General features: G+C 60.5%; 25 protein-coding genes and 1 pseudogene. 11 read left to right on the forward strand and 15 right to left on the reverse strand.

Annotated features, from left to right (window positions below):
- Window positions 1-605 precede the first annotated feature (605 nt).
- On the forward strand, window positions 606-761 hold the full coding sequence (locus M1D43_RS26385) for a hypothetical protein (protein ID WP_020479970.1): 156 nt from the start codon (window positions 606-608) through the stop codon (window positions 759-761).
- 6 nt (window positions 762-767) lie between these two features.
- Window positions 768-1,190, forward strand: coding sequence for a hypothetical protein (locus M1D43_RS26390; protein WP_017277652.1), 423 nt, complete (start codon window positions 768-770; stop codon window positions 1,188-1,190).
- 782 nt (window positions 1,191-1,972) lie between these two features.
- On the opposite strand, the gene M1D43_RS26395 is transcribed toward M1D43_RS26390, so the two are convergent.
- Window positions 1,973-2,779 (reverse strand): AraC family transcriptional regulator, encoded by an 807-nt coding sequence (locus M1D43_RS26395; RefSeq protein WP_017277653.1) that lies wholly within the window; start codon window positions 2,777-2,779, stop codon window positions 1,973-1,975.
- Between the two features lie 489 nt (window positions 2,780-3,268).
- On the opposite strand from M1D43_RS26395, the gene M1D43_RS26400 reads away from it, so the two are divergent.
- On the forward strand, window positions 3,269-4,003 hold the full coding sequence (locus tag M1D43_RS26400; RefSeq protein ID WP_017277654.1) for a class I SAM-dependent DNA methyltransferase: 735 nt from the start codon (window positions 3,269-3,271) through the stop codon (window positions 4,001-4,003).
- A gap of 1,277 nt (window positions 4,004-5,280) precedes the next feature.
- On the forward strand, window positions 5,281-5,775 hold the full coding sequence (locus M1D43_RS26405) for a hypothetical protein (RefSeq protein ID WP_153444235.1): 495 nt from the start codon (window positions 5,281-5,283) through the stop codon (window positions 5,773-5,775).
- A gap of 16 nt (window positions 5,776-5,791) precedes the next feature.
- Here the strand turns inward: M1D43_RS26405 and M1D43_RS26410 are convergent, their stop codons facing one another.
- Both M1D43_RS26410 and M1D43_RS26415 read right to left on the reverse strand, forming a co-directional pair.
- Window positions 5,792-6,136 (reverse strand): hypothetical protein, encoded by a 345-nt coding sequence (locus M1D43_RS26410; protein WP_013845644.1) that lies wholly within the window; start codon window positions 6,134-6,136, stop codon window positions 5,792-5,794.
- The gene (locus M1D43_RS26415) at window positions 6,136-7,239 is read right to left on the reverse strand and encodes an IS5 family transposase (protein WP_153444512.1); all 1,104 of its coding nucleotides are present in this window, start codon (window positions 7,237-7,239) and stop codon (window positions 6,136-6,138) included. Before M1D43_RS26415 ends, M1D43_RS26410 begins: the two co-directional genes overlap by 1 nt.
- A 531-nt stretch (window positions 7,240-7,770) precedes the next feature.
- On the opposite strand from M1D43_RS26415, the gene M1D43_RS26420 reads away from it, so the two are divergent.
- Window positions 7,771-8,880, forward strand: a complete 1,110-nt coding sequence (locus M1D43_RS26420; protein WP_086023409.1) for a sulfite oxidase — start codon at window positions 7,771-7,773, stop codon at window positions 8,878-8,880.
- Between the two features lie 284 nt (window positions 8,881-9,164).
- Here the strand turns inward: M1D43_RS26420 and M1D43_RS26425 are convergent, their stop codons facing one another.
- The 6 genes and pseudogenes from M1D43_RS26425 to M1D43_RS26450 all read right to left on the reverse strand — a co-directional run bounded on the left by M1D43_RS26425 (window position 9,165) and on the right by M1D43_RS26450 (window position 13,691).
- A complete protein-coding gene (locus M1D43_RS26425; RefSeq protein ID WP_003526806.1) occupies window positions 9,165-9,488 on the reverse strand; it encodes a helix-turn-helix domain-containing protein in 324 nt (107 codons plus the stop codon).
- Window positions 9,478-9,837, reverse strand: a complete 360-nt coding sequence (locus M1D43_RS26430; RefSeq protein ID WP_015241874.1) for a type II toxin-antitoxin system RelE/ParE family toxin — start codon at window positions 9,835-9,837, stop codon at window positions 9,478-9,480. The genes M1D43_RS26425 and M1D43_RS26430 overlap by 11 nt, the downstream gene beginning before the upstream one ends.
- A 30-nt stretch (window positions 9,838-9,867) precedes the next feature.
- Window positions 9,868-10,268: pseudogene (locus tag M1D43_RS26435) on the reverse strand (hypothetical protein); the annotation flags it as partial.
- 226 nt (window positions 10,269-10,494) lie between these two features.
- The gene (locus M1D43_RS26440; protein ID WP_017277167.1) at window positions 10,495-11,127 is read right to left on the reverse strand and encodes a GNAT family N-acetyltransferase; all 633 of its coding nucleotides are present in this window, start codon (window positions 11,125-11,127) and stop codon (window positions 10,495-10,497) included.
- A gap of 312 nt (window positions 11,128-11,439) precedes the next feature.
- Complete coding sequence (locus M1D43_RS26445; protein WP_017277168.1) at window positions 11,440-12,369, reverse strand: PfkB family carbohydrate kinase; 930 nt, start codon at window positions 12,367-12,369, stop codon at window positions 11,440-11,442.
- Window positions 12,370-12,584: 215 nt separating this feature from the next.
- Window positions 12,585-13,691: a LacI family DNA-binding transcriptional regulator gene (locus M1D43_RS26450; protein WP_017277169.1), complete on the reverse strand. Its 1,107-nt coding sequence runs from the start codon at window positions 13,689-13,691 to the stop codon at window positions 12,585-12,587.
- Between the two features lie 242 nt (window positions 13,692-13,933).
- Here M1D43_RS26450 and M1D43_RS26455 point away from each other — a divergent pair, with 242 nt between their 5' ends.
- The 3 genes from M1D43_RS26455 (at window position 13,934) to M1D43_RS26465 (ending at window position 16,559) form a co-directional block, all read left to right on the forward strand.
- Entirely contained in the window at window positions 13,934-14,779 is an 846-nt protein-coding gene (locus M1D43_RS26455; RefSeq protein ID WP_011970326.1) for an ABC transporter substrate-binding protein, read from the forward strand.
- A 68-nt stretch (window positions 14,780-14,847) separates the two neighbouring features.
- Window positions 14,848-15,771 (forward strand): amino acid ABC transporter permease, encoded by a 924-nt coding sequence (locus tag M1D43_RS26460; protein ID WP_026030191.1) that lies wholly within the window; start codon window positions 14,848-14,850, stop codon window positions 15,769-15,771.
- Entirely contained in the window at window positions 15,768-16,559 is a 792-nt protein-coding gene (locus tag M1D43_RS26465) for an amino acid ABC transporter ATP-binding protein (protein WP_020479932.1), read from the forward strand. The genes M1D43_RS26460 and M1D43_RS26465 overlap by 4 nt, the downstream gene beginning before the upstream one ends.
- 4 nt (window positions 16,560-16,563) lie before the next feature.
- Here the strand turns inward: M1D43_RS26465 and M1D43_RS26470 are convergent, their stop codons facing one another.
- Genes M1D43_RS26470 through M1D43_RS26480 form a run of 3 tightly spaced genes read right to left on the reverse strand, consistent with a single transcriptional unit; the run spans window position 16,564 to window position 19,243 of the window.
- Entirely contained in the window at window positions 16,564-17,502 is a 939-nt protein-coding gene (locus M1D43_RS26470) for an ornithine cyclodeaminase (RefSeq protein WP_127637998.1), read from the reverse strand.
- A gap of 10 nt (window positions 17,503-17,512) precedes the next feature.
- On the reverse strand, window positions 17,513-18,223 hold the full coding sequence (locus tag M1D43_RS26475; RefSeq protein ID WP_127637997.1) for a GntR family transcriptional regulator: 711 nt from the start codon (window positions 18,221-18,223) through the stop codon (window positions 17,513-17,515).
- 18 nt (window positions 18,224-18,241) lie between these two features.
- Window positions 18,242-19,243 (reverse strand): SIS domain-containing protein, encoded by a 1,002-nt coding sequence (locus M1D43_RS26480; RefSeq protein ID WP_017277173.1) that lies wholly within the window; start codon window positions 19,241-19,243, stop codon window positions 18,242-18,244.
- Window positions 19,244-19,389: 146 nt separating this feature from the next.
- Here M1D43_RS26480 and M1D43_RS26485 point away from each other — a divergent pair, with 146 nt between their 5' ends.
- The 3 genes from M1D43_RS26485 to M1D43_RS26495 all read left to right on the forward strand — a co-directional run bounded on the left by M1D43_RS26485 (window position 19,390) and on the right by M1D43_RS26495 (window position 23,881).
- The gene (locus M1D43_RS26485; protein ID WP_026030192.1) at window positions 19,390-20,874 is read left to right on the forward strand and encodes an FAD-dependent oxidoreductase; all 1,485 of its coding nucleotides are present in this window, start codon (window positions 19,390-19,392) and stop codon (window positions 20,872-20,874) included.
- Between the two features lie 98 nt (window positions 20,875-20,972).
- The gene (locus M1D43_RS26490; protein WP_017277175.1) at window positions 20,973-21,812 is read left to right on the forward strand and encodes a sugar phosphate isomerase/epimerase family protein; all 840 of its coding nucleotides are present in this window, start codon (window positions 20,973-20,975) and stop codon (window positions 21,810-21,812) included.
- A 17-nt stretch (window positions 21,813-21,829) separates the two neighbouring features.
- On the forward strand, window positions 21,830-23,881 hold the full coding sequence (locus M1D43_RS26495; RefSeq protein ID WP_127637995.1) for an NADH:flavin oxidoreductase: 2,052 nt from the start codon (window positions 21,830-21,832) through the stop codon (window positions 23,879-23,881).
- Between the two features lie 188 nt (window positions 23,882-24,069).
- Here M1D43_RS26495 and M1D43_RS26500 read toward each other — a convergent pair whose 3' ends face one another.
- The 3 genes from M1D43_RS26500 to M1D43_RS26510 form a co-directional block, all read right to left on the reverse strand.
- The gene (locus M1D43_RS26500; RefSeq protein WP_017277177.1) at window positions 24,070-24,387 is read right to left on the reverse strand and encodes a DUF1476 domain-containing protein; all 318 of its coding nucleotides are present in this window, start codon (window positions 24,385-24,387) and stop codon (window positions 24,070-24,072) included.
- Between the two features lie 180 nt (window positions 24,388-24,567).
- Window positions 24,568-25,131, reverse strand: a complete 564-nt coding sequence (locus M1D43_RS26505; protein ID WP_026030193.1) for a dual specificity protein phosphatase family protein — start codon at window positions 25,129-25,131, stop codon at window positions 24,568-24,570.
- A 534-nt stretch (window positions 25,132-25,665) separates the two neighbouring features.
- Window positions 25,666-26,403: a TerC/Alx family metal homeostasis membrane protein gene (locus M1D43_RS26510; RefSeq protein ID WP_017277180.1), complete on the reverse strand. Its 738-nt coding sequence runs from the start codon at window positions 26,401-26,403 to the stop codon at window positions 25,666-25,668.
- Window positions 26,404-26,531: the final 128 nt, after the last annotated feature.

Below are 26,531 nucleotides of genomic sequence, written 5' to 3' on the forward strand. Positions count from 1 at the left end.
TTGAGATTCCGTGGACTGAGAATCTAAATTATTAGCGAATGCTGTGGGTGGCTCCCCTGTCCGGCCTGGGCGGCAGAGAGTTGATGACCTCTGCCTGACTAAAGCTCCATCCCTATACCATCCATTCCGACATAAAGATATCTGCATACGTTATACTTGGTACATACTTGCGGGGAATTCATCGCCCGTGAATTTCAGGGGCAAAACTCTTTGATGAACTTGCTACGCTGGCGCGCATGCGCAATAAAAAGGCACGCGTCGAATCGATTCGGGCGTGCCTTTGTTTGTTTGGGCTGCGGTATACTGGTCGCCGTAGACGAACAGTGACGCTGCAGCGGTAGTCTGACAACTCCGTCATAGGTCCCGGAGGCTTGCGTAGCAAGGCCAGGGAGATAAGACTTATGGCAAGTGGCAGCAAAACAACACCTCGCGGACGAGACTCCAAATCCGGTCAATTCATTCCAGTGAAAGAGGCGGTCAAGCGTCCGAGCACAACGACTGTGGAGCGGGTGCCGAAGCCTGGCCACGGCGATACTAGAAAGAAGTGACGATGGGGACGGCGGGAGCGATCCCGCCGTCTTTTGCTGAGCTAAGGAAACAATTTCATGACTGATAAGAAAACGAACAACCCGGCGTCCACTCCCAAGACAGGCACCCACAATACCTACGACGGCAAAAAGGGAGCGTCGATTCAGAAGTCATTCACGACCAGCAACGTCCCTAATAAGATCGGAAAACCGAAACCTGACGGCGGAAACTAAGCGGCCGTGCTCGAAACCCTGTCTGATATTATCACGATCGTCGGCTTTCCGGTCGCATTTGCGGGCCTATTGTTCGTAGGTCGACAAATGAAAAATGATCGTCTGGCCGTATCCGCGGGTGCCATAGGGGCGATGCGTGCCAGTATCATGGAAAGAGTTGATCGACTTCATCAGGCAAAAAAAGCAGGTGACATCTCCGCATGGGAGGACGAGTTCAAAGAGCTTGCCAACGATCTTGAAATGGCCTGCGCTATTTATCTCGACGGTCAGATGTCGGGCCGCACCGGGCGGCTCGCGAAGAACCTGATTTGCGATTTCTTGAACATGATCAATGCGGATACTGATTTACGGGAAGAGATGGAGGCGGCCATCCACGCTCCCGACACTTTCACAAACATCAGGGACTTTCGAAAGCTAATCAGGCGTTAGAAATGGGTGAATCGTGAAGCGCATATCAATTCTGAATGTAAAGAGAACAGCGGAGCTTGTCCCCGGTGAGTTGGCGCGGGTTAACTTTGGAAGCGCCGCCGCCCTGATCTTATTTATGCAGCGCGTTGAGGGGGGCGATGCAGTCCTTGGCGTGCTCGAAAGCATGGACTTTGGTCAACCAATGACGTGGCTAAAGACGCCGCTTGATGGAGACTGCCTTGCATATGGCGTCGATTGGGTGTTGGAGGAAGAGCACGGACCGGAAACAGCTACGTCCCTTCGATACAGACATGAGCGGGCATGTCTGCACCTCGATAAGAATGGATTGGTAATGAGCTTCCGGCCTGCGCGTGGAACCCATATGTACAGTAGCTTTCATTTCAATGTCTCGTCGAGTTCGCCTCAAGAACTGAGTGACGTTGCCGCGCCAATCAATAAATGGAGGGTATGGGAAAGTAGCGAATATCGCGACAGTGGCGCGGCCCCGCTTTTCATTGGATCGACTCCGGAGCCACCCCAGCCAATATGCGAGGCTAAATATTCTCTGTGGGCAAATTCGGCGTTCGAAACGCACTGCTCTCGAGCACTGGTCAGATCTCGTCGCCATCTGCGCCAGTCTTCATGACAACGAAGCTCAGGTCATCGCCATGGGTCGCGGGTTCTGATCCATTCAAGTCGAGGAATGAAAGTCGGCTCTGGGGCCGGAAGGAGACTGGCAGGTTCTGGAGAGCGAGGCCAAGAAGGCAGACTTACGCGGTAAGCCGCGCCGGGCATCCGGTGAATCACAGCTCCAGAGGCGTGTCTTGGAAGTATTTTCCGGGAGAGGCACCGAAGGCCGCCCGAAAAACCGCGATGAAGGCGCTGGGGCCTGAGTAGCCGAGTGCAAAAGCGATGTCGCCGACGCTTCGGCCACCGGCGAGCCACTCCACCGATTTCAGCAGTTTCGCCTGCTGTCGCCAGGCGCGGAAACTCATCCCTGTCTCAGATTGGAAGTGACGCTGGAAGCTACGTGGGGACATGGCCGCACGTGACGCAAGCTCATTGAGGGGCCAATCTGCGCCCGGCTCATTCCGCATGTCTGCGGCGATGTCCCGGAGGCGTTCGGATGCCGGCAACGGGAGAGACAACGGTGCGACCGGACTCGTCTGGAGCTGGTCGAGAATGACTGCCACAAGTCGTTCGGCGCGGAGGCTGCCCGCATCCGCGCGAGGTATTTCCAGAAACGCCAGGATTAGCTCGCGCAGGAGCCGCGTCGTACCGATCACGGAGACTTCCGGTGACAGGCTCGCTACCGCGTCGGGGCGGAAAAAGAGATAGCTGCGCTCCGTCTCCTGCAGGTAGGTCACCTCGTGGAGGACCCCGGACGGCACGAACACGGCGCGTTCGGGCGGGATGATGAAGTAACCCCGCTCCGTCTCCAGCCTCAGCGAACCCCGCACGATCTGGAAAAGCTGCGCCCGGTGGTGCGTATGAAAAGCGTAGGTCCGCCCGGCGGGCTCTGCTCCGCCCTGAGCGACAGCGGTATGCGGATAATCTCCGAACCCGTCTTCCGGCAAATGAACGTTGATCAGGTTGTCGCGGGCAATCATGGCGGCTCAGAGACATAATTTGTCAGACTGCCGATAACACGTCTGACGGCAATTCACTAGGTTGGCATTAACTCAGCACAACTTGGACGAAGGTCATGACACTGGAATTCCAAATAGCCGAAATCCCGGAGCGCCTTGCCCGCGGCCTTCTGACGAAGCTACCAGCTTTGAGGTTCGGAGCCTCCGTCGTTGTGGGCTGGTGGCAACGGAGCGAGTCCGAACACGCACTGCACCGAGGTATTGCGCGTCGCGATATTCGCGAGTTCGCTTGGACTGGCACCGTCGCAGCCAGCGAGCGGCGAAACAGATCACCGGCCGCCGCCATGGATGCGCTTGCCTGCGGGGAATCCCATGCCCCGAGCGGATGGGTGGAAGCCCTCGCTGATCCCTTTCGCGACGGCTCACGAATTAATGCGATGTCCACGAAGCCGCGGTCAACGCGATAGCGCCGTCGGTCTTGAAACAAGCGTTACCAGAGAGGCAGACAGAATGCATGATGACGGGCTTTTCGACGAGAAGATCGCTGCGACCTACGATGATGATAAAGGCATCTCTGCGCCAGAGGTGATCGAGCCGGCCGTTGATCTCCTGGCCGAGCTCGCAGGAGGCGGGCGCGCCTTGGAATTCGCGATCGGAACCGGACGTATCGCACTTCCCCTCGCGCGGAAAGGGGTGCAGGTGGAGGGAATCGAGCTTTCGAGGCCGATGGTGTCTCGCCTTCGCGCTAAAGAAGGAGGCGCGGAAATCTCGGTAGCGATCGGCGATATGGTAACGACGGATGTCGCGAGACGGTTCTCACTCGTCTACCTGGTTTTCAATACGATAAACAACCTGACATCGCAGGACGCTCAGCTCGCCTGCTTCCGGAACGCAGCCGCGCATCTCGAACCTGGTGGACACTTCCTGATTGAGGTCGGCGTGCCACCGCTTCAGCGGCTGCCGGTCGGCGAGACGATCCTGGCGTTCGACCACGGCGAAACGCATTGGGGCGTCGACGAGTACGACGTGGTGAACCAGAATTTCTCGTCCCATCACATCTGGCTCCGTGACGGAAGCTATGAGCGATTCTCAGTACCGTTTCGTTATGCCTGGCCAGCTGAATTCGACCTTATGGCGCGACTGGCTGGTTTAAGGCTCAAAGAGCGTTGGGGCGGCTGGAAAAAGGAGCTGTTCACGCAGGTCAGCGAAAAACATGTCTCCGTCTGGCAGAAGGTTGAAGGTTAGGACGCGTGGAGCGAAGCGTCATCACCCTCGTCCGCAACGCGTCGATGGGAAGCCGGCCGCTTTCAACGCCATGCCGCTGCTTCCGGTCACAAGCAGCAGGCAACGAGAGCATCTCCTGCATCTTGGCTTTATCGTTGGCGTGTCCGCTTTCAGGATCTGTTGAAGCCAGCCCAAACGACCGACATTAGGCGCGAAGCGTCGATGATGATCCCGCGGTCAGGAAAGAAATGGCGTTGGGCCGAAAGTAGCGCGCCGTAAACATGAGCTTGGCGGGCTTATGCGCAAAGCGGAAAACATTTCCGCTGTCGGCCCCGAAGCGGTTGTCACAGGACAGATCTGAACATGTCTAAGATCACAGCGTTCCCGCGCCGGTCAACGATGTCGTCATTCAATGACCTGTAAGCGAAGATCGCGATTTTCCATCTCACGGACTAGCCCTCTCATGGCCAACACAGCATGGAGATGGGTGTTGAAACTACAGAATTCGCTGGGGAACCCCGCCTATGCGACAGTCCACTGTGACAATGGCCTTTGAACGTCGCTCAGAAATGTCGGATTTATCACGCAGAATCAAACGGATATGTTCCTGTTCGAAAAACAGACGACGGGTCTATGTACTTAAGTTATTAATAGCGCTGTGTGACAAGGGAGAAGGTCGTGGTCGATCCGGTAGAAGACTTCATAAGATATCAAGGGCCCTGTCTCACCAGTGCGGTCTCCGACCATCTGGTACAGAACCTCGGCCTGACCCCAGCGGCGGCCCGCAAACGTGTTTCTCGCGCCTCTGGTGAAGTGAGGCGGTTGGCCTACATCACCTTTCCCCGCAAAGCGCGGTACGTTTACCTAGAGAAGCAATTCGGCTCGCCGGAATACTGGAGCAATCTGGTCGATGCGCTGCAGGACACGAACTCGGCTTACGGCTACGCCATTGCCGCGATTAGGCTTAGGGGCGGCGTCATTCCCGAGCCCCAATTTCCAATTGCCTGCGGGTCGCCACTTAAGCAGGCGAAGCACCTGTCGCCGGAGACGGTTCTCCAACGCCTCGTTCAGGCAGGACTATTGGAACGACGGGATGTTCCCGGCCTCGGAGCCTGCATATCCCTGGTACAGTCGGAACACCATTTCGACGTCATGGCCGCTGAAATGCGCGCTCGCCTGATAACCGAAGAGTTCCTGATATTCGCTGTTCGCGACTGGGTGCGGAAACTAGGCTTCGTCAGCTATGACAAGGTTGCCATGCGCGGGCCGGACAGTGCGCCAACGGTTGGCACATTTGCATGGGACCTCACTGCGCCGTCTTATCTGAGCTTCATGGTGAAACCGGGCAAGGATGGAAAAAAGCAGAAGCCGACGTGGTCGCCCTTGTGGATGATAAGTCCGTCACATTCATCGAGTGCAAGGGCTACAATCCCTACACAGACGTGCCGGACAAGGATTTCTCGCACTGGCTCCAACATAACGTCCCGGTCATCTACGCTGCTGTAAAGGCGCACCCCGAGTGGAATAACCTCAAGGTTCGATTTGAGTTCTGGTCCACTGCATCGCTGTCAGATGACGCGTCCGCGATGTTCGAGACTGCCAAGAAGACGATCAAAGCGTCGCGTTATACGATCGAACTGCGCCTCGGAAAGCAAATACACCAACTCTGCAAAGACACCGGGGACGACGGTCTCGTGACCTCGTTCCGCAAGCACTTCATGAAATATCCACCCGTCGAGCAGCAAGGTGTTGTCGTTCACGTCCAGCCTCAGGGGTGGACGGTCAACGCCTAGCAGGCTGTTGAAGAAGTCAGTCGCGTTCGCACACGAAACCGGAATCGTCTCCGTTGTGGACGTAGATGTGTCCGACAAGGCGTCCAGCGGAGCCGAGAGCTGCCCATCCACGACCACAGACCGGGTCGCTCTCGTCTTGTCCTTCCCATGAGAACTCTGCACAGGCTGATCCATCGCGTGCGCCATAGCGAACATCGAGAAAGCCCTTGAGCGCGACGAATGCGATTTCGCCGTCCGCTGTGCCCTGGAATGTCAGATGCGCCTCTTCGACGAGATCGAGGACGTCGTTGTCCCAGTTGTCCATCTCGACGATGCGCCAACGACCGGCGAAGGCCTTGGCGAAGGGAGAAACTCTCGCCATCAGCCTGTCTCCGTCATGAGCTTCGGCAGCCGCACCAGATTATAGGCGGCGGCCGCGAAGGTGAAGGCCCATCCGACGCGGTCGCGCCCGCGGAACTTCGTCTTATCCTGCCCCGCGACGGTTTTGATCCAGCCGAACGCCTCTTCGATGCGCTTGCGGATACGCAAGCTGGCCTTATAGCCGCAATGTCGCGTCGTGCGCCCATCAATGGCCGAACGGCGACCGTTGATGTTCTGCGTCACGTGGGGTGTCACCTTTATCGATCGCAAATCTTTGACGAAGTCTTTTGTGTCATATGCTTTGTCGGCACCCAGCGTGATCGCTTGTGGCCGGTCGGAGAAGGGTTCGATCATGGCAAGCGCCGCGACACGTTCGGCATATCCGCTGGCCTCTGTTAGGCAGGCATCGACCAGTAGGCCATGGCGGTTCTCCATCAGCCCATGCCCCATGAAGCACAGCTTGGCCTCCTTGCCTTTTCCCTTCCTATAAAGCTTCGCATCCGGATCGGTCGTTGAAGCATGCGTCTCGTTGGAGCGTCTCTCGCCATGGAAGTCTGCTTCCTTATTCCGACCGCCCGCATCCGACGGTGGTTCGCCATGATCGCCCCTGGGGCCGTCCTTCGGCTTGAAGCTCTTCATCGACGCCCAAGCTTCGATCAGCGTGCCATCGACAGAGAAGTGGTCCGTTGACAGCAACCGCTTTACTTTGGGCTGCGAAAGGATTGCGACCAGGAACTTCGCGGCGATGTCGCCTTCCAGCAACCGGTCGCGGTTCTTCGAAAACACCGAATGGTCCCAAGCTGGATCGTCAATGCCGAGGTCAACAAACCAGCGGAAAAGAAGGTCGTATTCCAGCCGCTCCATTAAAAGCCGTTCAGAACGGATCGAATAGAAGGCTTGCAAAAGCATGGCACGTAGAAGCTTCTCAGGCGCGATCGAAGGCCGTCCGATCGGCGAATAGAGTGCTGCAAAATCTCGTTCCAGCGAGACGAGTGCATCGTTCACGATCTGACGGATGGCACGTAGAGGATGATCTTTTCGAACACGATCCTCAAGATCGACATAGCTGAAGAGTGCGCCTGTCCTCACATTGCCGCCGCGCATCCATCAGCTCCAAATCGCAATACAGCGAGTGAATCATGACCAGACCCCGGGCGCTAGGCTTTTTCAACACCCTGCTAGCGCACGCGCCAAACACTGGGATATTTGTCGCTCCGCCGGATTTTCGGCTCATCCATCCGGCCTCGAACCCTCGTGCCTTTTATATCGCCGATGCGAAACGTCGGGGTGCCTGCCCCCCGCTCGGCGCAAAGATATCCCCGTTCAATATTTCCGCCAAACCTGGCTTAGGTATTCCACTATCCGTCCCCCTACTTGACACTCGAGCAACGGCAGCTCTTGGATGTTGCAACCTCATTGTGAACGTCGGGAATGGGGCGCAAAAGAGACGTGGGCCTATAGCAGCATTCGGGCCCTTTGCTGCCGTTCGAGGTCGATCCGAGAAACGTGCGGTATGTGCTAGAATGCAACCGAAGGGCGGAACGCGACAGACTCACTGCGAGGGGCGGTGTGATCGAACCGGAATTCGCGCGACCGAGAGCCGGCGTTGTGCTCTTGGAAGGGGAGATGAGGACGATGCCGACACCAGAGCGACCCAGTCTAATAGTTCGACAGAAATCCCCACAGAACATCGAGTTTCCGTTTGCGTCGCTCTCCGATTGGCTGATCCCAACCGAGCTGTTCTTCGTGCGAAACCATTTCGCGTCGCCGGACCTCGATGCGCGAGACTGGAGATTGCGCGTTGGCGGGGCGGTGGAGCGGCCAATCGAACTTGACCTCGACAGCATCAAGGCGATGCGGAGCACGACTTTCACCGCCGTCGTCGAGTGCGCAGGGAACGGGCGCGTCTACTATGTGCCGCCGAAGGAGGGGTTGCAGTGGCAGAACGGAGCCGTCGGCAATGCCGCGTGGACAGGTGTTCTTCTGCGCGAGATTTTGGAAATGGCGGGCGTTAAGCGAACCGCACGTGAGGTTCTGCTCGTAGGCGCAGACAGCGGCGTCGTCGACACGAACAAGAAAACGGCTTCTCCCGGCCCCATCGCTTTTGCGCGCAGTTTACCGCTTGAGAAGGCAATGGCTCACAGCACGATCCTTGCCTATTCGATGAACGAGGAGGCGTTGACGCGCGATCACGGCTACCCGCTACGCGCGGTCGTGGGTGGCTGGTTCGGCATGGCTTGGGTCAAGTGGATCACGCATATCACGGTTGTGGAGCAACCGTTCCTTGGCTACTGGCAGGCGCGCGACTATTTCCGTTGGGAGCGCAGCCTCGGGGAACCCAGGCTGGTCCCGCTTGCGGAGATGGAGGTCAAAGCGCAGATCGCGCGTCCCGTACAGGGGGCGCATCTCATCGCCGGCCAACCGTACCGGATTTTCGGAGCCGCGTGGAGCGGAGAGGCTGTTATCCGGCAGGTGCAGGTCTGCACCGGAGATGGCACGGGCTGGCGCGAGGGAAGGCTCCTCGAAACAGAACGTCCCTTTGCTTGGCGCTTGTGGGAGTACATGTGGACCCCTGAAGAAGTCGGGCGAAATATACTGCGATGTCGCGCGATCGATGGGGCGGGGTGCGTGCAGCCTGAGCTCCCGCGTTCCGACTGCGAGAGCTACGCGGCCAATTGGATCGTTCCGGTGGAGGTTACGGTCGTTCCCGAGCCACAGACGTTCGAGGAGGAATTCGTGATCTAATCACCCGCATGGGGCGGAATGGCGACTTGGCGCAACTGCGACCCGCGTTGTCACTGCGTCATGTCCGCTTTGCGGCGACAGCGACCGGTGGCTCGATGACCATTATGCGGGCGCAATGCTGCCTTCACAGATTTAAGCGTGAACGTCGCCTCACGGCGGACAGAATCGCGCTCACGCGAGCCTTGCACGGCTTGTTGCTGTGATGTTCACCTTTTTCGGCCACGAAGATCGCATAATGTATCGGCTGGAACTGCGCGCGCTTATCCTTCTGCGGCAGTGTCCTTCTAGGACAACATCTCAAGACCGTGTTTCCGGACGATCGAGAGCAGCTTCAATGCGGGGCCGCTCGGCCGCTTCGCGCCGGTTTCCCACTTTTGCACTGTTGATTCACTGGTGTTCAGGTAGCGCGCGAAGACTGGTTGGCTCACATGATTGTTCTCGCGCAGCGCCTTGATCTCGCTTGGCGTCAGCTCCTGCGGGATGGAAAGGCAAGTCTCATCGAAGGTCTTCATGGTTTCCTTGTCGATGGTACCTGCCGAATACATGTCTTCGACGGCGCTATGGATCGCCTCAAAGGCATCGCTCTTGAACTTGCGCTTAGTCGCCATTGCAAATCTCCAATAGGGCGCCGGTCCCGATTTCCGCATCAAGCTCGGCCTGTGTCTTGCGCCGATAGAGTTCGGCAAGCTTCCGGAAAGCCAGGAGCTCGTCGTCATCGATGTTTGCGCGGTCCTTCTTCGCGAACAGATAGGCGAACACCCAGTACTCACCGGCCTTCGCCAGAACGATCGAACGATGCATGTTGTCGTTGAGCCGCTTCTTGAACACGCCGCCACCGAGGTCATCAGCCTGTCCGCGTGCGACTTGCTCAATCGCCTTGCAAAGGGCCTTGTCGGAGATCCGCGCTTTCTTCGCTGCTTTGGAAAACCACGCCGTTTTGAAAGTCCGTTCTGACATCTCTTCATATAGCACTCCGTGCTACACCTATCAAGTTTCCGGGAAAAATTTGCAGGAACTACGCTTCCATACCTGATTCAGAATCGTCGCAGCAAGCGCCGCTTTGTCTTGTGGCGAGAAGGGACCCGCAGGGTTGGCAATCATCTCCGGCGTGCCCTGGATGGCGTACCTTGGCTGCTCGCAGGATCAGGTTTGCTTCAGGATATGAGTGGCAAGGACATCGCGGACGTTGTGGGGACCATGCGGAAGCAAGCCCTTGATCGCGCCGCGACCGGTGTACGGGTTGTAGATCCCATAGCGTTAGATCGCAGTTCGCCAAGCCTTGTAGAAGGTTGTCTGGCGAAAGAGGCGTCTTTGCTCGTGGTCTTGGTCGTCTTTAGGGACAGAGTCCCTGCATCCTCAGCGCCGGCGAGCAGCACGGCAGGATGCCGGCCACCCGTCTCACCACAGTGAAGATATGGCTTCAATCCAAGCCGAGACAAGTGATAGAGGTGATTATCATATAGTCCCAGGCACTTGGGAAAAAATCGCGGGTCGTTGGTTCAAACCCGTCCACGTCGCGCGTTGCTTTTTTCTCATAGAGGTCAATGAGGTCCGCGCTGCTCGACCGTCACTGCTAGAGACGTCGTCGGTACCTGCCTTTCCGGCGAGATCAACCTACTCGAGCAATCTGGCGCGCTGAAGGCCCTGGATATCCCGTCGAGCGGTCTTGAGACTGACTTCCCAGACGACCATAATCTCCTTGGCACCACATCGGCCACCCTCAGAAACACGCGCTAGAAACCAGTGCTGTCGGTCATTGAGCTCCACGGGTTCAAGGTCATTTATAAGGTCACGATCAGGGCCATGTTTAGGGTCACTATCCCGGCTTGGATGAGGGCGACGTCTGAGCTCGGAGAACCCGCAGTTTGAGTACAGCCGTAGATTCGCTCGCATTTTCTGGTTGGTGTAAAGTCGCAGCTCCGGCTTCCCTTTGCCGCGAGCGATCCGCTCCGCTTGGCCCAAGATGGCCTTTGCCAGTCCCTTGCCTTGATGGCTGGGTTCCAACGCAACACTGTAAATGAGGATGTGGTTCGGCGCGTCCTCCATGACGAGGATGCCAACTGGTTCGGTGCCAAGCGCGGCCATCCAGACTTCTCCCCTCTCGTTTCTCGGGCGGTAGTCCTCAAATGCTCGCTTCGGCGCTACTCCGATGACGGCAGTGTAGGCGGGAATGTAGGCTCGTGCACTGATTGCCTGGACCAGATCGGCTTCCTCTATGTCAGCCAAACGGAAGATAAGGCGATCCATCGTTAATCCTCTTTGGCACCCGATTGAGCTAAATCCAGACGGTGCGTGTTGTCCAGTGCAGGCTTAAGTCGTTCATCGCGCCGGACGCAATACGGCTATGGCTCGAGGGCAGCCGTTCTGGACGAACCACTGCCCGCCTCTTGCGAGTATGTTTGCGTTCTGTGCCTCGAAGATCGCATAACGTATCCCCTGGAACGTTCGTTCCGGCGGACGCTCGATGGGTCATAGATGATCCATCTGGTTTGCAGCAAGTCAGCAAGTGGAGCTTCTGCAGATAGGTCGGAACCGGCGCCTAACTAGCAGGCAAGGCGCCTATTGCTCGCTCCCTCGGACCGAGGCTAGGGTGACCGTTCGGTTGGCTTCCTCGGGCGGGCTTGCGGAACGAGTGGTGCGGTAGATCTCCTCCAAATCCATCATGTTTGAAAGGTCAACGCTCATGGTGGCCGCGTGTCCAAAGGCGCCGCGCGTCAGGCAGGTCTTCGCAGCCGCCTCTGCCGCCTCCTTCAGGACCGTTTCTGGATGGCGGTTGTTGAGAAGACCGACGAGGACGTTGGCGATATGAGTATCGCCCGCGCCAAGAGTATCGATCGCCTCGACCGGAGTGGCCGGTGCTTCGAACACTCCGCCCTCACCAGCCAGAAGCGCACCTTCGGCACCACGGGTGACGAGGCTCCAGCGTGCGCCGGCTGCCCTCGCGTTTTGCGCAAGCGCCAGCGCTTTCTCACGCGATGCGCCGCCATCCGAGAAGGCGATAAGGAAGCAATAGGGTGCGACGCGGGCGATGCGCTCGGCGTCGTGTACCGTTGCAAGATCGTAGGATACCTTCGTCGCCTCGGCGAAGCGCGGCAGCCACGCATCGACATGGCTCGAGCGACCGGTGTGGACGGCGTCGAAGTGAGGAAGCCGCGCGAGGTCCGCTTGGGAGGGAGCGATGATCGACACACTGAGGTTCGCGCCCACGAACACCCGATCACCGTCCTGCGTCTCGATCACACAATAGGCCGTCCGCCCCGGCTCTATCCGCAGCGAGGTAACATCGACGCCTTCTTTAATCAGTGCGTCGCGGATCAGGCGTCCCGCATCATCGTCGCAGACTGCGCCGACATAAGCCGTCTCCGCCCCCGCGCGGTGGGCAAAGACGGCGTGGTTCACGCAATTCCCGCCGGGGAACATGAGGTTCTCGCCGCGGTAGCAATCGACCACATTGTCACCGAAGGCTAGAATTCTGACGGGACGTGGCATCTAACAAACTCTCCTGAGAAGATACTGAGAACGTTCTCAATTAAAGAACTGCACCTTGAAAGGCAACTGAATTTCTCCGTGGGAGTGTCTGAAACAGATACCGTGGCTTGTATGCGGGCAAAGTTCGGACGGCAGGAGCTTGGAGGGAACCCAGCGAAACTCGCGGGCGTTGGAAGAGAATCCTTAAAAAGCAGCGCCTGGGCTGATTTTGTGGGTTAGAGCCGGGCGACGGAGCCGCGTTCGATCAATTCGGCTGGCATCAACACCGTGCGAGGCGGATAGTCCTCGCCGCGAATGCGCTCGAGCAGCATCCGCGCGGCGGCTTCGCCCATGGCGAGACGCGGCTGTGCCACGGTGGTGATGCCGGGGCGGTGGAAACTCATCCAGTCGAGATCGTCGAAGCAGATGATGGAGAGATCCTGCGGGATTGAAAGCTTCAGCTCCGTGAGCGCCCGCATGGCGCCTTCGGACATTGTGCCGTCCGTGGTGAACAGCGCCGTTGGCGGGTCCGACGCTATCATCAGGCGCGGGACGACCGCTTGCGCCGCAAGCGCGGAATAGCTGCCCGCTTGCAGTGTCAGGCGCGGGTCGACGGGCAGGCCCTCAATTCTATGCGCCCGAATATAGCCGAGGAGGCGCTGCCAGCTCGGATAGAGCGTATCCGTCTCGATCGGGTCGCCGGCCACTGCGCGGGCGAGGAATGTATCGAGCCCACCGCTTCCTTCGTCGACGAGTTCCGCCACGATGGCGATCCGGCGGTGTCCGGCTGCAATCAACTGGCGCACCGCATGTTCGGCGGCGGCGATGTTGTCTGTTGCTACGCGGTCCACCATCAGGCCGGCGACCGCACGGTCGATAAGAACGAGCGGGACGCCCATGGTCCGCAGATTGTGCAGGTGCCGCGCCTTGCGCGTGTCGCTGGGGGTGACGATCAGTCCGTCCACCTGCTTCTGCGCCAACAACTCGACCGAATGAACCTCTTTGAGCTGTGTTTCGTCGCTGTTGGTGATCAGCAGGCCGAAGCCGTTGGCCTCCGCGACATTGGAAATACCGCGCAGCACCGAGGCGTAGAACGGGTTCTGGATATCGCCGGCAACGACGCCGAGCGTGCGGGTTTTGCCGGTGATGAGGCTGCGCGCGAGCGAATTAGGCCGGTAGCCGAGATCCTGGGCGGCCTTGAGCACCTGCTCCTTCTTCTTTTCGCTAGTATAGCCGTAGCCGCCAAGAACGCGGCCCGCGGTCGCCGTGGAAACGCCTGCTGTGCGTGCAACATCCGCGATCGTCGCCTTGCTTTTCGGAGCCCCGGGGAAATTTCCTCTCACATCTATGGCCTCGCTAAATGAGAATTTTTTCAGTTGGGGTTTGAGAAAAATTGTAGTCCTTTTTAGGTGTTACCAGATCGGCGTTCCATTTCAACGTCTATTGCAACTTTTTCTCCGCACCTGCACGCTTGACTGACAGCCATTCTCCGTGTCTCATATGTGAGAACGTTCTCGTTATGCACAAGGGGAACCAGAGAACGCAATCGCGGACCCACCGTGTTCGCTACAACAAGGAGGATGTCATGTTTAAATCCATTCTGGCTGGATGTGTCCTAAGTGCGGTGCTGGCGATGCCGGCGCTCGCCGAGGTCATTCCCGCGCTCCACGATGCCCTGCCGCAGGAGTACAAGGAAAACGGCGTAAAGGCCGCGGTCTTCAACGATTGGGCACCGGACGAGTTTCAGGACGCTGACGGCCAGCTCAAAGGCTGGAGCGTCGATATTGCCAAGGAGATGGAAGAGCGCCTCGGCGTGCCCTTCACCTTCGAAGGGACGAGCTTCGACGCCATCATCCCAGGCCTTCAATCCAAGCGATTCGATGCGGGCTTCTCGTCCTTCGGCACCACGGCGGAACGCCTGAAGACACTGGATTTCGTCTCCCAACGCAAGATTGGCACCTCGTTTGCCTATCCGGCCGACAGCAAGCTCGACATCAAGACGGCGGCTGATGCCTGCGGTCTGACGGTTGCGGTGCTGAACGGCTCGTGGGATCTCGGGCTTCTGGAAAAGCTGAACGACAACGAGTGCAAGGATAATCCGGTGACCATGCAGACACACGGCACGCAGGCCCAGGCGGAGCTCGCCGTTCGCTCCCAACGCGCTCAGGCGACCGTGGCCGGTTCCGTCAAGCTCGCCTACATGGCCAAGCAGACCGGGGATCTGAAGGTGTCCGAACTGGTTCTCTCGCCGGTGAACAGCTGCATCGGCGTGCGCAAGGGCGATCCGCTCGGGCAGGTCATGACGGATGCGATTCAGTCGATGATCGACGACGGCACCTATGAGAAGATCATGGCCAAGTGGGGTCTGAACGATTCCGGAATGCTGACCAAGGCGCTTTTGATCACGGAAGAAAATCCGGCGGACCTCTAGGAACGCCCCCCCGGCCCGGGCTTTTCCTCCGGGCCGGGGGGCGCTTGCGACCGGCACAGGATATGACAATGTCTCAAGAACCGTTACACCGCCCCTCGATCCACGACGTCAAGCCCATCGCGGTGCCGAAGGTCGGCCACTGGATCGGCGGCGTGGTCCTTGCCATCCTGGCCGTCGTCTTCCTGCAAGTGCTCGTCACCAACAAGAACATGCAATGGAGCGTCGTCGCCGAATACATGTTCAGCCCGGCCATCCTGTCGGGCCTCGGCATGACGCTGCTCCTGACGTTCCTCGCCATGGTTCTCGGCCTCGCGATTGGCGTCGTGCTTGCCATCATGCGCCTGTCGGCCAGCCGCGTCTTCCAGGTCGTCAGCTGGGGGTGGATCTGGTTCTTCCGAGGCGTGCCGCCGCTGGTCCAAATGATCTTCTGGTACAACCTGGCGCTTCTCCTGCCCGAAATCTCGATCGGCATTCCCTTCGGCGGGCCGAAGCTCCTTTCCTGGAACACCAACCAGCTCATCACCCCTTTCAGCGCCGCGATCATGGGCCTTGCCTTCACCGAGAGCGCCTATGCCGCCGAAATGATCCGCGCTGGCATCCAGGCCGTGAATGCAGGCCAGACGGAAGCGGCCGCCACGCTCGGCATGAAGCGCGGGCAGACGTTGCGCCGCATCGTGCTGCCGCAGGCGCTACGCATCGTCATTCCGCCGATCGGCAACGACACGATCTCGATGCTGAAATTCACCTCGCTCGTCTCTGTGCTGGCGCTGCCCGATCTGCTCTATTCCGCCCAGATGGTTTATGCGCGCACCTACCAGACCGTGCCGTTGCTGCTCGTCGCGACGATCTGGTATCTCGTGCTCACCACGGTCCTGACGGTCGTCGAACATGCCGTCGAGCACCGATTGAAATCCGAACACCACGCCGGCGCGAAGAAGGCGGGCGGGTTTTTCCCATGCCGGCTCTTCGCACGCCAGCGGGAGGCCATATGATGAACGACCAAATGACTGCCGAGCCGCTGCTGAAGGTCGAGCGCCTGCGCAAGAGTTTCGGCGCGCATGAGGTGCTGCGCGGGATCGACGTCGCGGTGATGCGCGGCGACGTGACCTGCATCGTCGGGCCCTCCGGCTCCGGCAAGAGCACGCTTCTGCGCTGTCTCAACTATCTCGAAAAGCCGACCGGCGGCGCGATCTTCCTGCGCGGCGAGCCCGTCGGCGTGCGCTGGAAGGGCGAGAAACTCTACGAGATGAGCTTCAACGAGCTAGCCCGCCAGCGTCAGCGGATGGGCATGGTCTTCCAAGGCTTCCATCTCTTTCCGCACAAGACCGTGCTCGAAAACGTCATCGAGGCGCCGGTGCAGGTCAAGCGCGTGCCGCGCGCCACGGCGGTCGACGAGGCGATGGTGCTTCTGGAGCGCGTTGGCATGAAGGACCGCGCGACCTACTATCCGGCGCAGCTCTCCGGCGGCCAGCAGCAGCGTGCGGCCATCGCACGTTCGCTGGCGATGAAGCCGGATGTCATGCTCTTCGACGAGCCGACTTCGGCGCTCGACCCAGAGCTCGTCGGCGAGGTTCTCGCCGTGATGCGTCAGCTTGCGGACGACGGCATGACCATGGTCGTCGTCACGCACGAAATGGGATTTGCGCGGGACGTCGCCGATCACCTGATCTTCATGGACGGTGGGGTGATCGTCGAGCAGGGGCAGCCAGTCGACGTGCTGACGCGCCCGCAGCACGACCGCACGCGGGCCTTTCTGGCACGGGTTCTGGCGGACGCCTAAGGCGTCAGCCGAGCGTCTGCAAAAGAGCAGCGGCGGTGAAAAGGTCGAGATGGGCGCCGCCGTTGTTCTTGAACACGGTGATCTGATCAGCGCCGGTGCGGCCTTCTCTTTTCCGCTGCACGAGCTCGAAAAGATCGGCCTCTACGGCATTCCAGGTAATTGCGCCGGATGCGACGGCCTGCGAAAGATCGCCCCCGCCCTGCATGTTGTTGCGGCTGTCGACGAAGATCGTGCCGCGCGTCAGGGCCGCGTTGTCCGCTTCTCGAAGATGAGGCAGATAGGCACCGACGAGATCGAGATGGGCGCCGGGCCGCAGAAGCGTGCCCTTGACCAGCGCCTTGTCCGACATGGTGACGCAAGACACCACGTCGGCGCGGGCGACGGCGTCATCGAGATCGTCGCCGACCACGGCGTCGATGCCCTTCTCCCGAAGCTGGGCTGCGACAGCCTCGGCCCTGGAGGGGGTGCGGTTCCAGATCGTGACCCGCCGCAGCGAGGGGCGTGCGGCGAGATGCGCTTCGGCGAAATGCGGAGCGAGCGCACCGGCGCCGACGACCAGAAGGTCTTCGACGTCCTCGCGGGCCAGGATGGCTGCGCCGAGAGCGGAATCCGCGGCTGTCTTGCGCGCCGTCATGGCTGCGCCATCGGCGATAAGCAGCGGCCCGCCGGTCTTGCTGTCGAATAGCGCCACCAGCCCTTGAACGGCCGGCTGTGGTGGCGTGAGGCTCGTGTTCTGTGGAAAGACGCCGACCATCTTCACGACGATCGGGCCGCCATTTGCCCAACCGGGCAGCGTGACGAATTGGGCTTCGCCGCCGCCTGGGTCAGATTGCACCACGACCTCGGAGGCAGGCATTTCCCCGAGATGCGCCTTGCGCAGTGCCTCGATCAGAAACTGCCAGGAAAGCGCCGCGTGAACGGCGGCTGCGTCAAAAACATGCATGTCGAACCTTTCAGGACTTGATCGTGTAGGTGACCAGATGGCTTGGGGTGACGAGCTGCGACAAAGCGAGCGGGCGCCCCTCGGCGTCGGTGACTATCTTTTCGATGCGGTAGACGGGCTGGGCGGCGCTGACGGAAAGAATGGCGCGCTCGCTGGCCGAGGCGAGGTTGACGTCGATCTGCCGCTCTGCATGGGCCGGCTCAATGCCGGCCTTGTCGCGCAAGGCGGCGAAGAAGGAGCCGCCGGCGGCGACCGTCTCTACCACATCGGGAAAGCGCGCCGCGTCGAACCAGAGGGTTTCGAGCGTCATCGGCCTGCCGTCGTCCTCCAGCAGCCGGTCGAAGCGGATCAGGGCTTCCGCCTGCATCCGGGCGCGGATGGCCGGCGCATCGGGATTGTCGGTCCGAGCAAGGATGCGATGGCTGGCTTTTCGGCCGAGCCCGTCCATCGTTTCGGAAAAGCCGGAGAGGGAAACGAGCGTCTGGCGCACCTTGCCCGGCATGACCAAGGTGCCGCGGCCCTGCTGCCGCTGCAGGCGGCCGTCGCCGCAAAGCTCGCCGATGGCGCGCCTGATGGTGATCCGGCTGACGCCATACCGCGCCATCAGCTCCGGCTCGGGGGGCAGAAAGCTGCCCTCGGCGAACTGGCCGGTTTCGATGCCGGCCAGGATCTCGCGCCGGACCTGTTCGTAGAGCGGCAAAAGGTTGGCTTGATCTTGCATCCGCCCTTCCAGGCCTTTTCAGTAGCTGATCTTCTTCATGTAGCGCCGCGCCTCAAGCATTTCGTGCTTGCGCAGGTCGGCGATCTTATAGGCGAAACGCCAGAGCGTGTCGAAGAAGATCAGTGGCACGACGTTGCCCCGGAACTGCGGGTCGATGCCGGAGAGATCGAGCTTTTCAGCATCCAGCACCAGGATGTTCTCGGCCGAGCCGAAGCGTTGCAGGAATTCGTCGGCGCGCTGTTCGAGCGGCCGCGTGCTGTCGAGACCCTTCATCAGGATGAAGGCGCGGTTCTTGTCCAGCACCTCGAAGGGGCCGTGGAAGAACTCGTTGGCATGGATCGCCTGGCTGTTGATCCACTGCATTTCCATGAGCACGCAGATCGCGAAGGAATAGGCCGCGCCGTAGCTCGCGCCGCTGGCGACCGTGTAGACCACGTCTTCCTTGGCAAACCGCGGCGCATAGTCCTCGAACATCGGCGCGAAGGTGGCGTGCGCCCGGTCGATTGCTGGCTGCAGGGCAACAAGGCTGTCGATCAGCGTCTCGGTCAAGTCTTCGCCGCCGGTGAGCGCAACGAGACCCATCACGATCTGGTAGATCCGCGAATAATTGCTGTTCTTCGCATCGATCGGCACGCCGGTCGTGTAGGGCGCTTCGAAGCCGACAACATGGTCGACCGCCTCCGCGAGGGGGGAGGCGGGCTCCACCGTCAGGCCGATGGTGGTGGCGCCTTTCGAACGGGCGAATTCGGCCGCGGCGGTGGTTTCCTTCGTGGTGCCGGTCATCGAGCAGAGAATGACCAGCGCATTCCGGTCGAGCGAGCGCGGAGCGCGGGCGACGAACTCGGCGGCATTATAGATGTCTGACGGCAGCGGCGCGTGCTGGTCGAGCAGGAACTTGGCCGGATGCATGATCGACAGCGAGCCGCCGCAGGCGATGAAGAACACATGCTTCACCGATTTTGCGTCTAGGGCGGAAAGCGCCGCAACGACGCCGGCGTCAAAGGCGGAGGGGAGGGACATGGTCGTACCTTTCTATATGACGTCATAATACGTATTGTAAAATTCGCGACGGTGTCAAGCGGACCTTGACACCTCGGCCCGAACTTTGCGAACGTTCTCACATGGAACGGGAATGTCATCGCTGCGGCGATGGGCGGGAGTGGAGCGTGACCGAGATGTACGACACCGTGGTTATCGGCGGCGGCATCATCGCCGCGGCGGCTGGTCAGCACCTGACGGCGGCGGGCTATCGCACGCTGCTGGTCGAGCGCGGCGACTATGGCGCGGGCACCTCCAGCAAGACCTCGCGGTTGCAGCATTGCGGGCTCGGCTACCTTTCTGCCGCCAGCGGATCGATTGCTGCCTTTCTGGCCCACCCGCGCAGCGCGATCGAGTGCGTCAGCCTCATGCGCCGCTCGATGCAGGGGCGGGCGGAGTTCGTGCGTCTGGCGCCCGAGCGGGTGAAGCCCGTCACCTTCATCATTCCGCTGACGCCGGAAAACGCCATTCCCCGCTGGAAAGCCCGCCTGGCTTTTCGTCTGATGGCGGCAAGCGACGGCGGCAAGGTGCCGCTCAACCTTCGCATCCTTTCCGCTGAAGAGGCGCGGGCGCATCCGGCGCTTCAGGGCATGGTGGGGCTCAAGAGCATTCGCGGGGCGATGAGCTTCACCGAATACCAGTATCACTGGCCGGAGCGCATTGTGGTCGATACGGTGATGAAGGCGCGGGCGATCGGCATGGAGGCGCTGAACCATACGGCCGTGAGGGGGCTGGCGCGGGAGGGCGATCTCTGGCGGGTCACTCTGACGGCCGCCGAGGGATCGCGCGATGTTCTAGCGCGTGCGGTCGTCAATTGCGCGGGCGTCTGGATCGATGAGGTCACTGCGCTGGCGGGGGCACCGCATATTCGCAAGAATACCGGCGAGAAGGGCACTAACATCGTTGTCCGCCTGCCGGAGGGCCTGCGCGGCATCGGCTTCGAGACCGTGACGGCGGCGGGTGCACCCTTCTATCTAATCCCCTGGGGCGAGCTTCATTATGTCGGCCCGTGGGATTCTGCCTCGGATGGCAGGCCGGAAGGCTTTCGCGCGACGGAGGCGGAGATCGCCGCCATTCTCGATCAGCTCAGCCGCCTGTTCCCGAGTTTCGGCCTGAAGCGCGAGGATGTGCTCTATGCCTGGGCTGGCGTGCGGCCGCGCAGCCTTGCCAGGGACGGCAAGGGGTCCGCGCCCGTCGTCCGCGAGCATGATCTCACCCATGAGGGCTTGCCTAATGTCTTCACTTTCACCGGTGGGCTGCTGATGACCCACCGTGATGCCGGGCGGCGGCTGAAGCGCGCCGTTACGCGCCGGCTAAGACCTTCCGGCCCGCCGCGCCAGCTCGATGAGCCGTCGCTGCATCTTCCGGATATGGACCAAGTCACGGAAGCCTCGGTCGCCCATGCTGTCCTCAACGAGCAGGCGCGCACGCTCTCAGATATCCTGCGCCGCCGCCTTTCCGTCGGCTGGGAGCCGGATCTCGGCCTACGCCATGTGGAAGGGGCCGCGAAGCTTGCGGCGCCGCATCTCGGCTGGACGCCTGAAGAGACGGCGGCAAAGATCGCCGATTTCATCGACGAGACGACAACCGAATTCAGTGTTCGGACATCTTAGCCGCCATGAAGCGGCGCGCAGACCTGCAGAATCGAATGAGAACGTTCGCATAAGTAAGCTGAAGTTGCCGCATCGGCGATCACTAGAGAGGACAGAATATGGCACTTGATGAGCGCAATATCAGCGTGATGAATTTTCACTATGTGCGGCATACGATGGACCGGTTTCTGGCCGATGTCTGCGATGCCGGGGTTTCGCGTATCGAGCTTTGGGCGGCCGCGCCGCATTTCTATATCGGCGACAAGACGCTAGCCGACGCGCGGGCTCTGGGACGGAAAGTGCGTGGCATGGGCCTCAACATCGTTGCCTTCACGCCTGAGCAATGCATCTACCCGATCAATATCTCCGCGAGGGAGCCGGAGCTGCGCGACCGCTCGCTGCGCTACTTCCTGGAGTCGATGGAATTTGCCATCGAATGCGGCGCCCCGGCGCTTCTGGTCACCGCAGGCGGCGGCTATCGCGACGAGCCGACGGAACAGGCACTGGAGCGCTGTGCCGACTCCATGGGCATTCTCTGCGACCGCGCGCAGAAACTCGGCATCGATCTCTGGATGGAATCCCTGCCGGACACCTTTGCCAACATCATCCGCTCGGCCCGGGAAATCCGCGAACTGATGGACAAGCTTAAGAGCCCCGCGCTTCACGCGGTCTACGACGTGGCCGGCGCGGTAATGACACGTGAGACGCCGGAGGACTATTTCACCCATCTCGCCGGCCGCGTGGCGCATGTGCATTTCACCGATTCCGATGCCGGCGGTAGCCACCTCGCCTGGGGCGATGGCATCATCGATCTCGACAAGCTGATCGCCTATCTACGCAGCCAGAATTACGAAGGATCGCTGACGATCGAGCTGACCAACTGGAAATACAATGTTGATCCTACCCCGCCGCTGAAACAATGCGTCAAGGCCATGCGCAAGGCCCTCGGTTCGGAATAGGCGGGGAGGGCTCGGACATGGAGGAGCAAAACCCAGCCGCTGCGCCGGCAGGCAGGGCCGATGCGTTGCTGCGACCGCTGCAGCTTGGCCGGCTTACTCTGCGCAACCGGATCATGAGCACCAGTCACGAGACCGCCCTCGAGGAGGGCGGGCACCCGCTGGAAGCCTATCAGCGTTATCACGAGGAGAAGGCCAAGGGCGGCGTCGCGCTGACGATGTTCGGCGGCTCGGCGCGCATCTCCGCCGATACGAGCTGGGGCGGCACGCAGCTCGACGTGTCGAGCGATGCGGTCATCCCGGCGTTCCGCACCTTTTCCGAGCGCATCCACGGCCATGGGGCGGCGCTCATGTGCCAGATCTCCCATGTCGGCCGGCGGGCGAATGCCACGGTCGGCGCGTGGCTTCCCGCGCTCGGCCCCTCCCATTCCCGCGAGGATTATAACCGCAACTTCGCCCATGAGATGGACAGCCATGATATCGCGCGCATTGTGCGAGACTTTGGCCATGCGGCGCGACGGGCGCGCGAGGGCGGTCTCGACGGCATCGAGACGATGACCGGAGGCCACCTGATCGGGCAGTTCCTGTCGCCGATGGTCAATCGCCGCACCGATGAATTCGGCGGCTCCCTTGAAAACCGGATGCGCTTCCTGCGCATGGTTTACGAAGAGATCCGCCAGCAAGTGGGAAGCAATTATCCGGTCGGCATCCGCTACACGATCGATGAGGATCACAAGGACGGCCTGAGCTTTGCCGAGGCAGTCACCGTTGCTAACAGGCTGGAGCGGGAAGGGCTGGTCGATTTCTTCAACTGCATCTTCGGCCGGTTCGACACCCGCCTCAACCTGCTAGTCTATAACATTCCCGACATGACGGCGGCATCCGCGCCATGGCTGCGCCAAGTCGGGACGTTCAAGGCGGAAACGAGCCTGCCGGTCTTCCACGCTGCCAAGATCGCGGATGTCGCGACCGCGCGCTACGCGATCGACGCGGGGCTGGTCGACATGGTCGGCATGACGCGTGCGCATATGGCAGATCCGCAGATCGTCAACAAACTGCGCTCGGGCAGGCAGGACCAGATCCGGCCGTGCGTCGGCGCATCGCATTGTCTCTATCGTCCGGTGCATTGCATCCACAATCCGGCAACCGGCCGCGAGACCTGGTTGCCGCAGGTGATCGGGCGCTCGGCGGATGCCGGGCGCAAGGCAGTCGTCGTGGGCGGCGGGCCAGCAGGGCTGGAGGCTGCGCGGGTGCTCGCCGAGCGGGGCCACCACGTCGTGCTCCTGGAAGCGGCGGACCGGCTTGGCGGGCAGCTCGTGCTGGCTGCAAAGGCCCGTCTCCGCCGCGACCTGATCGGCATCGTCGACTGGCGCGTTGCCGAGCTGGAGCGCCTCGGGGTGGATGTCCGGCTCAATGTCTATGCGGAGGCGCTGGACGTTCTTGCCGACGCGCCAGATCTCGTTCTCGTCGCCACCGGCGGCATTCCGGATTTCGGGTCCGTCGGGGGAAGCGAGCTGTGCCTCAGTGTCTTCGACGCTCTTGGCAATCCCGCGCAGGTCGCGGATGACGTGCTGATCTATGACGCGACCGGGCGCCATCCCGCGCCCTCGGCCGCCGCCGAGATCGCAGCAACCGGTAGAACGGTGACTTTCGTCGCCCGCGACACTTCCATCGCGCCGGAGATGGAGCATCACTCGAGCATCACCTACCGCAAGGCGCTCGCCGGGCATGACGTGCGGGTCCTCTTGGAATACGAACTGGTTTCGGTGCACGCGCGGGAGGGGTGGCGCGAGGTGGTGTTGCGCCACCTCCTCACGGGCCAGGAACGCCGCGAGAGCCACGCCCAGGTCATCGTCGAGCATGGGACGGTCCCGGTGAACGACCTCTTCGACGAATTGCGGCCCCTCTCGGCGAACGACGGGATCACGGAGATCGAAAGCCTGATCGGTCCTGCGCCTCTGCGCCCCCGGCCAGCTTCCGGTTTCGAACTGCACCGGATCGGCGACGCCGTCAGCAGCCGGTCTGTTCATGCCGCCATGCTGGATGCCCTCAGACTCGGGGTGCAGTTCTGAAGGATGTGCACTGACTAGGCGGGGGCGGCGGCGACGGAGGCGCGCTCGACGACTTCCGTCCGCGGGTCGATGCTGTTCGCCTTGCTGCCGTTTCCATTCAGCTTCTAAGATCCTAAGATCGCATGATGTATCGATCGGAACTGCGCTGCCGTTCGTGGCAAAGTGATTTCTATCGGGTTAAGCAGTGCTCAGCTGTTGTTGATCTGCTCGACTGCAGCCGCCAGCAGTTCATCCATGATGCTGCGAATCTGAGTATCTGACAGGATTACGCCGGCCGCATCGAAATCGGTGCGCACCTTGCGGAACACATCATTGTCCCCGGCCTCTTCGAAGTCTGCTTGAACCACCTCCTTCGCATAGGCGTCCGCATCCGTACCGGTTTTGCCGAGCTTTTCGGCGGCCCACAGGCCGAGCAACTTATTTCGACGGGCCATGGCCTTGAACTTCGTTTCCTCGTCCATCGCGAACTTCTTTTCGAAGCCTTCCTGACGATCTCTTATGCTCACGGCTTAGCCTCCAATCCGGTATGATTTCCGACGTGCCCGATATCCACAAAATCACGGGGTCGTCGGAACCGAGCATGGCGCGGTTGGACGATGCTCGCAAGTCCTGATCGTGTCAGTCGGTGGACGCAAGCTCGCGGCAATCCCGGTGGGCGACAGCGAAGTAGGTTCTATCCAGAGGCCTCAACTCGTCAGACCGAAGAGGACCTCTTCGAGGATCTCCCAGCTTTCATCCATGGCAAAGGCTGCAGAAATGTATGGAAGGCCGATGTGACCGTAGCGGACCGACAGCTGCCGCTCCGAGATCTCTTCGTCGGTGCCGGCGATCTGCTGAAGATAGAGCATGGAGGCCAGCCCGGTTCTATCAGCGCCGGCTTGGCAATGGATGAGTATCGGCTTGGGTGCGGTCTGCAGCAATGCGATCAGCTGCCGCGCCTGCTGCGGCGACACCCGTTTCGCAGCTGACAGTCGGAAATCGAAATGAGTGATGCCGGCGTGGCCGGCGGCTTCGACCTCCTGCAGATACCAGGCCTCCATGCTCTTGCCACGGAGGTTTACAATGGTTTTGATGCCGTATTGCCGTGCATAGGTCGCGATGTCCGCGGCAGAAGGCTGCGCCGACCGGTAGAGCTCCGCCGGCAGCACCTCGTGGAAATTGCCGGTGAGTTGGAGAACGCCCAGATAGCCGCCGAAAACGAGCGCAGTTGTCCAGGCCGTGCCTGCGATTGCCTTCAAAAATCTGTTCATGTTCAACCCTGTTGTTGCGCAGGAAAGTGGACGGAATCAGCAGACCTGGCTTTCCCGGCGGGAGCGCCATGCTCGCGACTGCATTCGCGAGACCAAGACCGAGGTCTATTGCCGGTGATCGTTCGACCCTTATCGATACACTTGCCGGGACGACCGCGCGCGGTGCCTTCCAGCCGACGCCGGGCGCGACCCCGACGACCTGACAGGTCACACGTTTGGGATAGATTCAGATAATGCACTCCGATGTTGCCGTTTGATCCATGATCGTCGGAGCATTATCTCCCGGACCTGTCCAAATACTGACGGGTCTGTGAGACTTGGCTTGGCGGCGCTTTTCGCAAGCTCCCAACGATACTGGATCCTTCCGGCAACACGCCCGCAAAGCGCGCGCCCGGCAGCCCGGCGCTCAACCCCTTTGCCTCATACGAGAGCGGCGGGTGTGGAGCGCGGAATAGGCGATGGCGCCACCGATCAAAACAGCGTTACAAGCAAGGCCCACTGTGGCGCCAGGTAAGGCACCAGGCCGAGCTCTTTTCAAAGGCCAAAATTCCAGATGATCTTCGCCCCAATTAACACGAGCACCAGCGACAGTCCGTACTTCAGGTATTTGAAATGCGCCGCCGCCGCGGCGAGCATGAAGTACATCGAGCGCAAGCCAAGGATGGCGAAGACGTTCGACGTGTAGACGATGAAGGGATCACGCGTGACCGCGAAGATCGCCGGAACAGAGTCTACGGCGAAAACGATATCGGCGGTTTCAACCATCGCCAGCGCCAGAAAGAGTGGTGTCGCGTAGAGTGTCGCGTGCCCGGTCGCGGGATGCGGGAGGTGAACGAAGAAATGGTGACCGTGCCGTTGGTCTGTCACCCGCAGGTGTCGACGGGCGAACGCGAGAATTCTGCTGTCCCCAAGCCTGAACTCCGCGCCGCGTCCGGTGATCATCTTCCAGCCGGTGTAGATAAGGAACACCGCGAAGACGTAGAGCACCCAGGTCCTGGAATTCACGACCGCGGCGCCAAGCGAGATGAAAATCCCGCGAAACACGATCGCTCCTATGATCCCCCAGAACAGCACACGGTGCTGATACTCGCGAGGGATGCAGAAGTGGGTGAAGATCAGCGAAATGACGAAGATATTGTCGAGCGCTAGTGCCGTTTCGAGGAGATAACCGGTGAAGTACTGGACGACCGCCTGGCGGTTCAGATCGGCGGGAATATCGTAATACTGCGGATCTGGCTCATACAAGAGGCCGACGTACAGTCCGAACAGCACTGCACATGCGGCGAAACTCGCAAGAACTTCGCGTGATAAGGCGCAGCCGTTTCGACGTCGGTCTACCGAGTGCTGAAGACCGACTGTACGGTGATTGGATCGGAGCTACCTTGCCGGTCATGCAGCGG

The sequence above is a fragment of the Ensifer sp. R1-3 genome, from assembly GCF_056739175.1.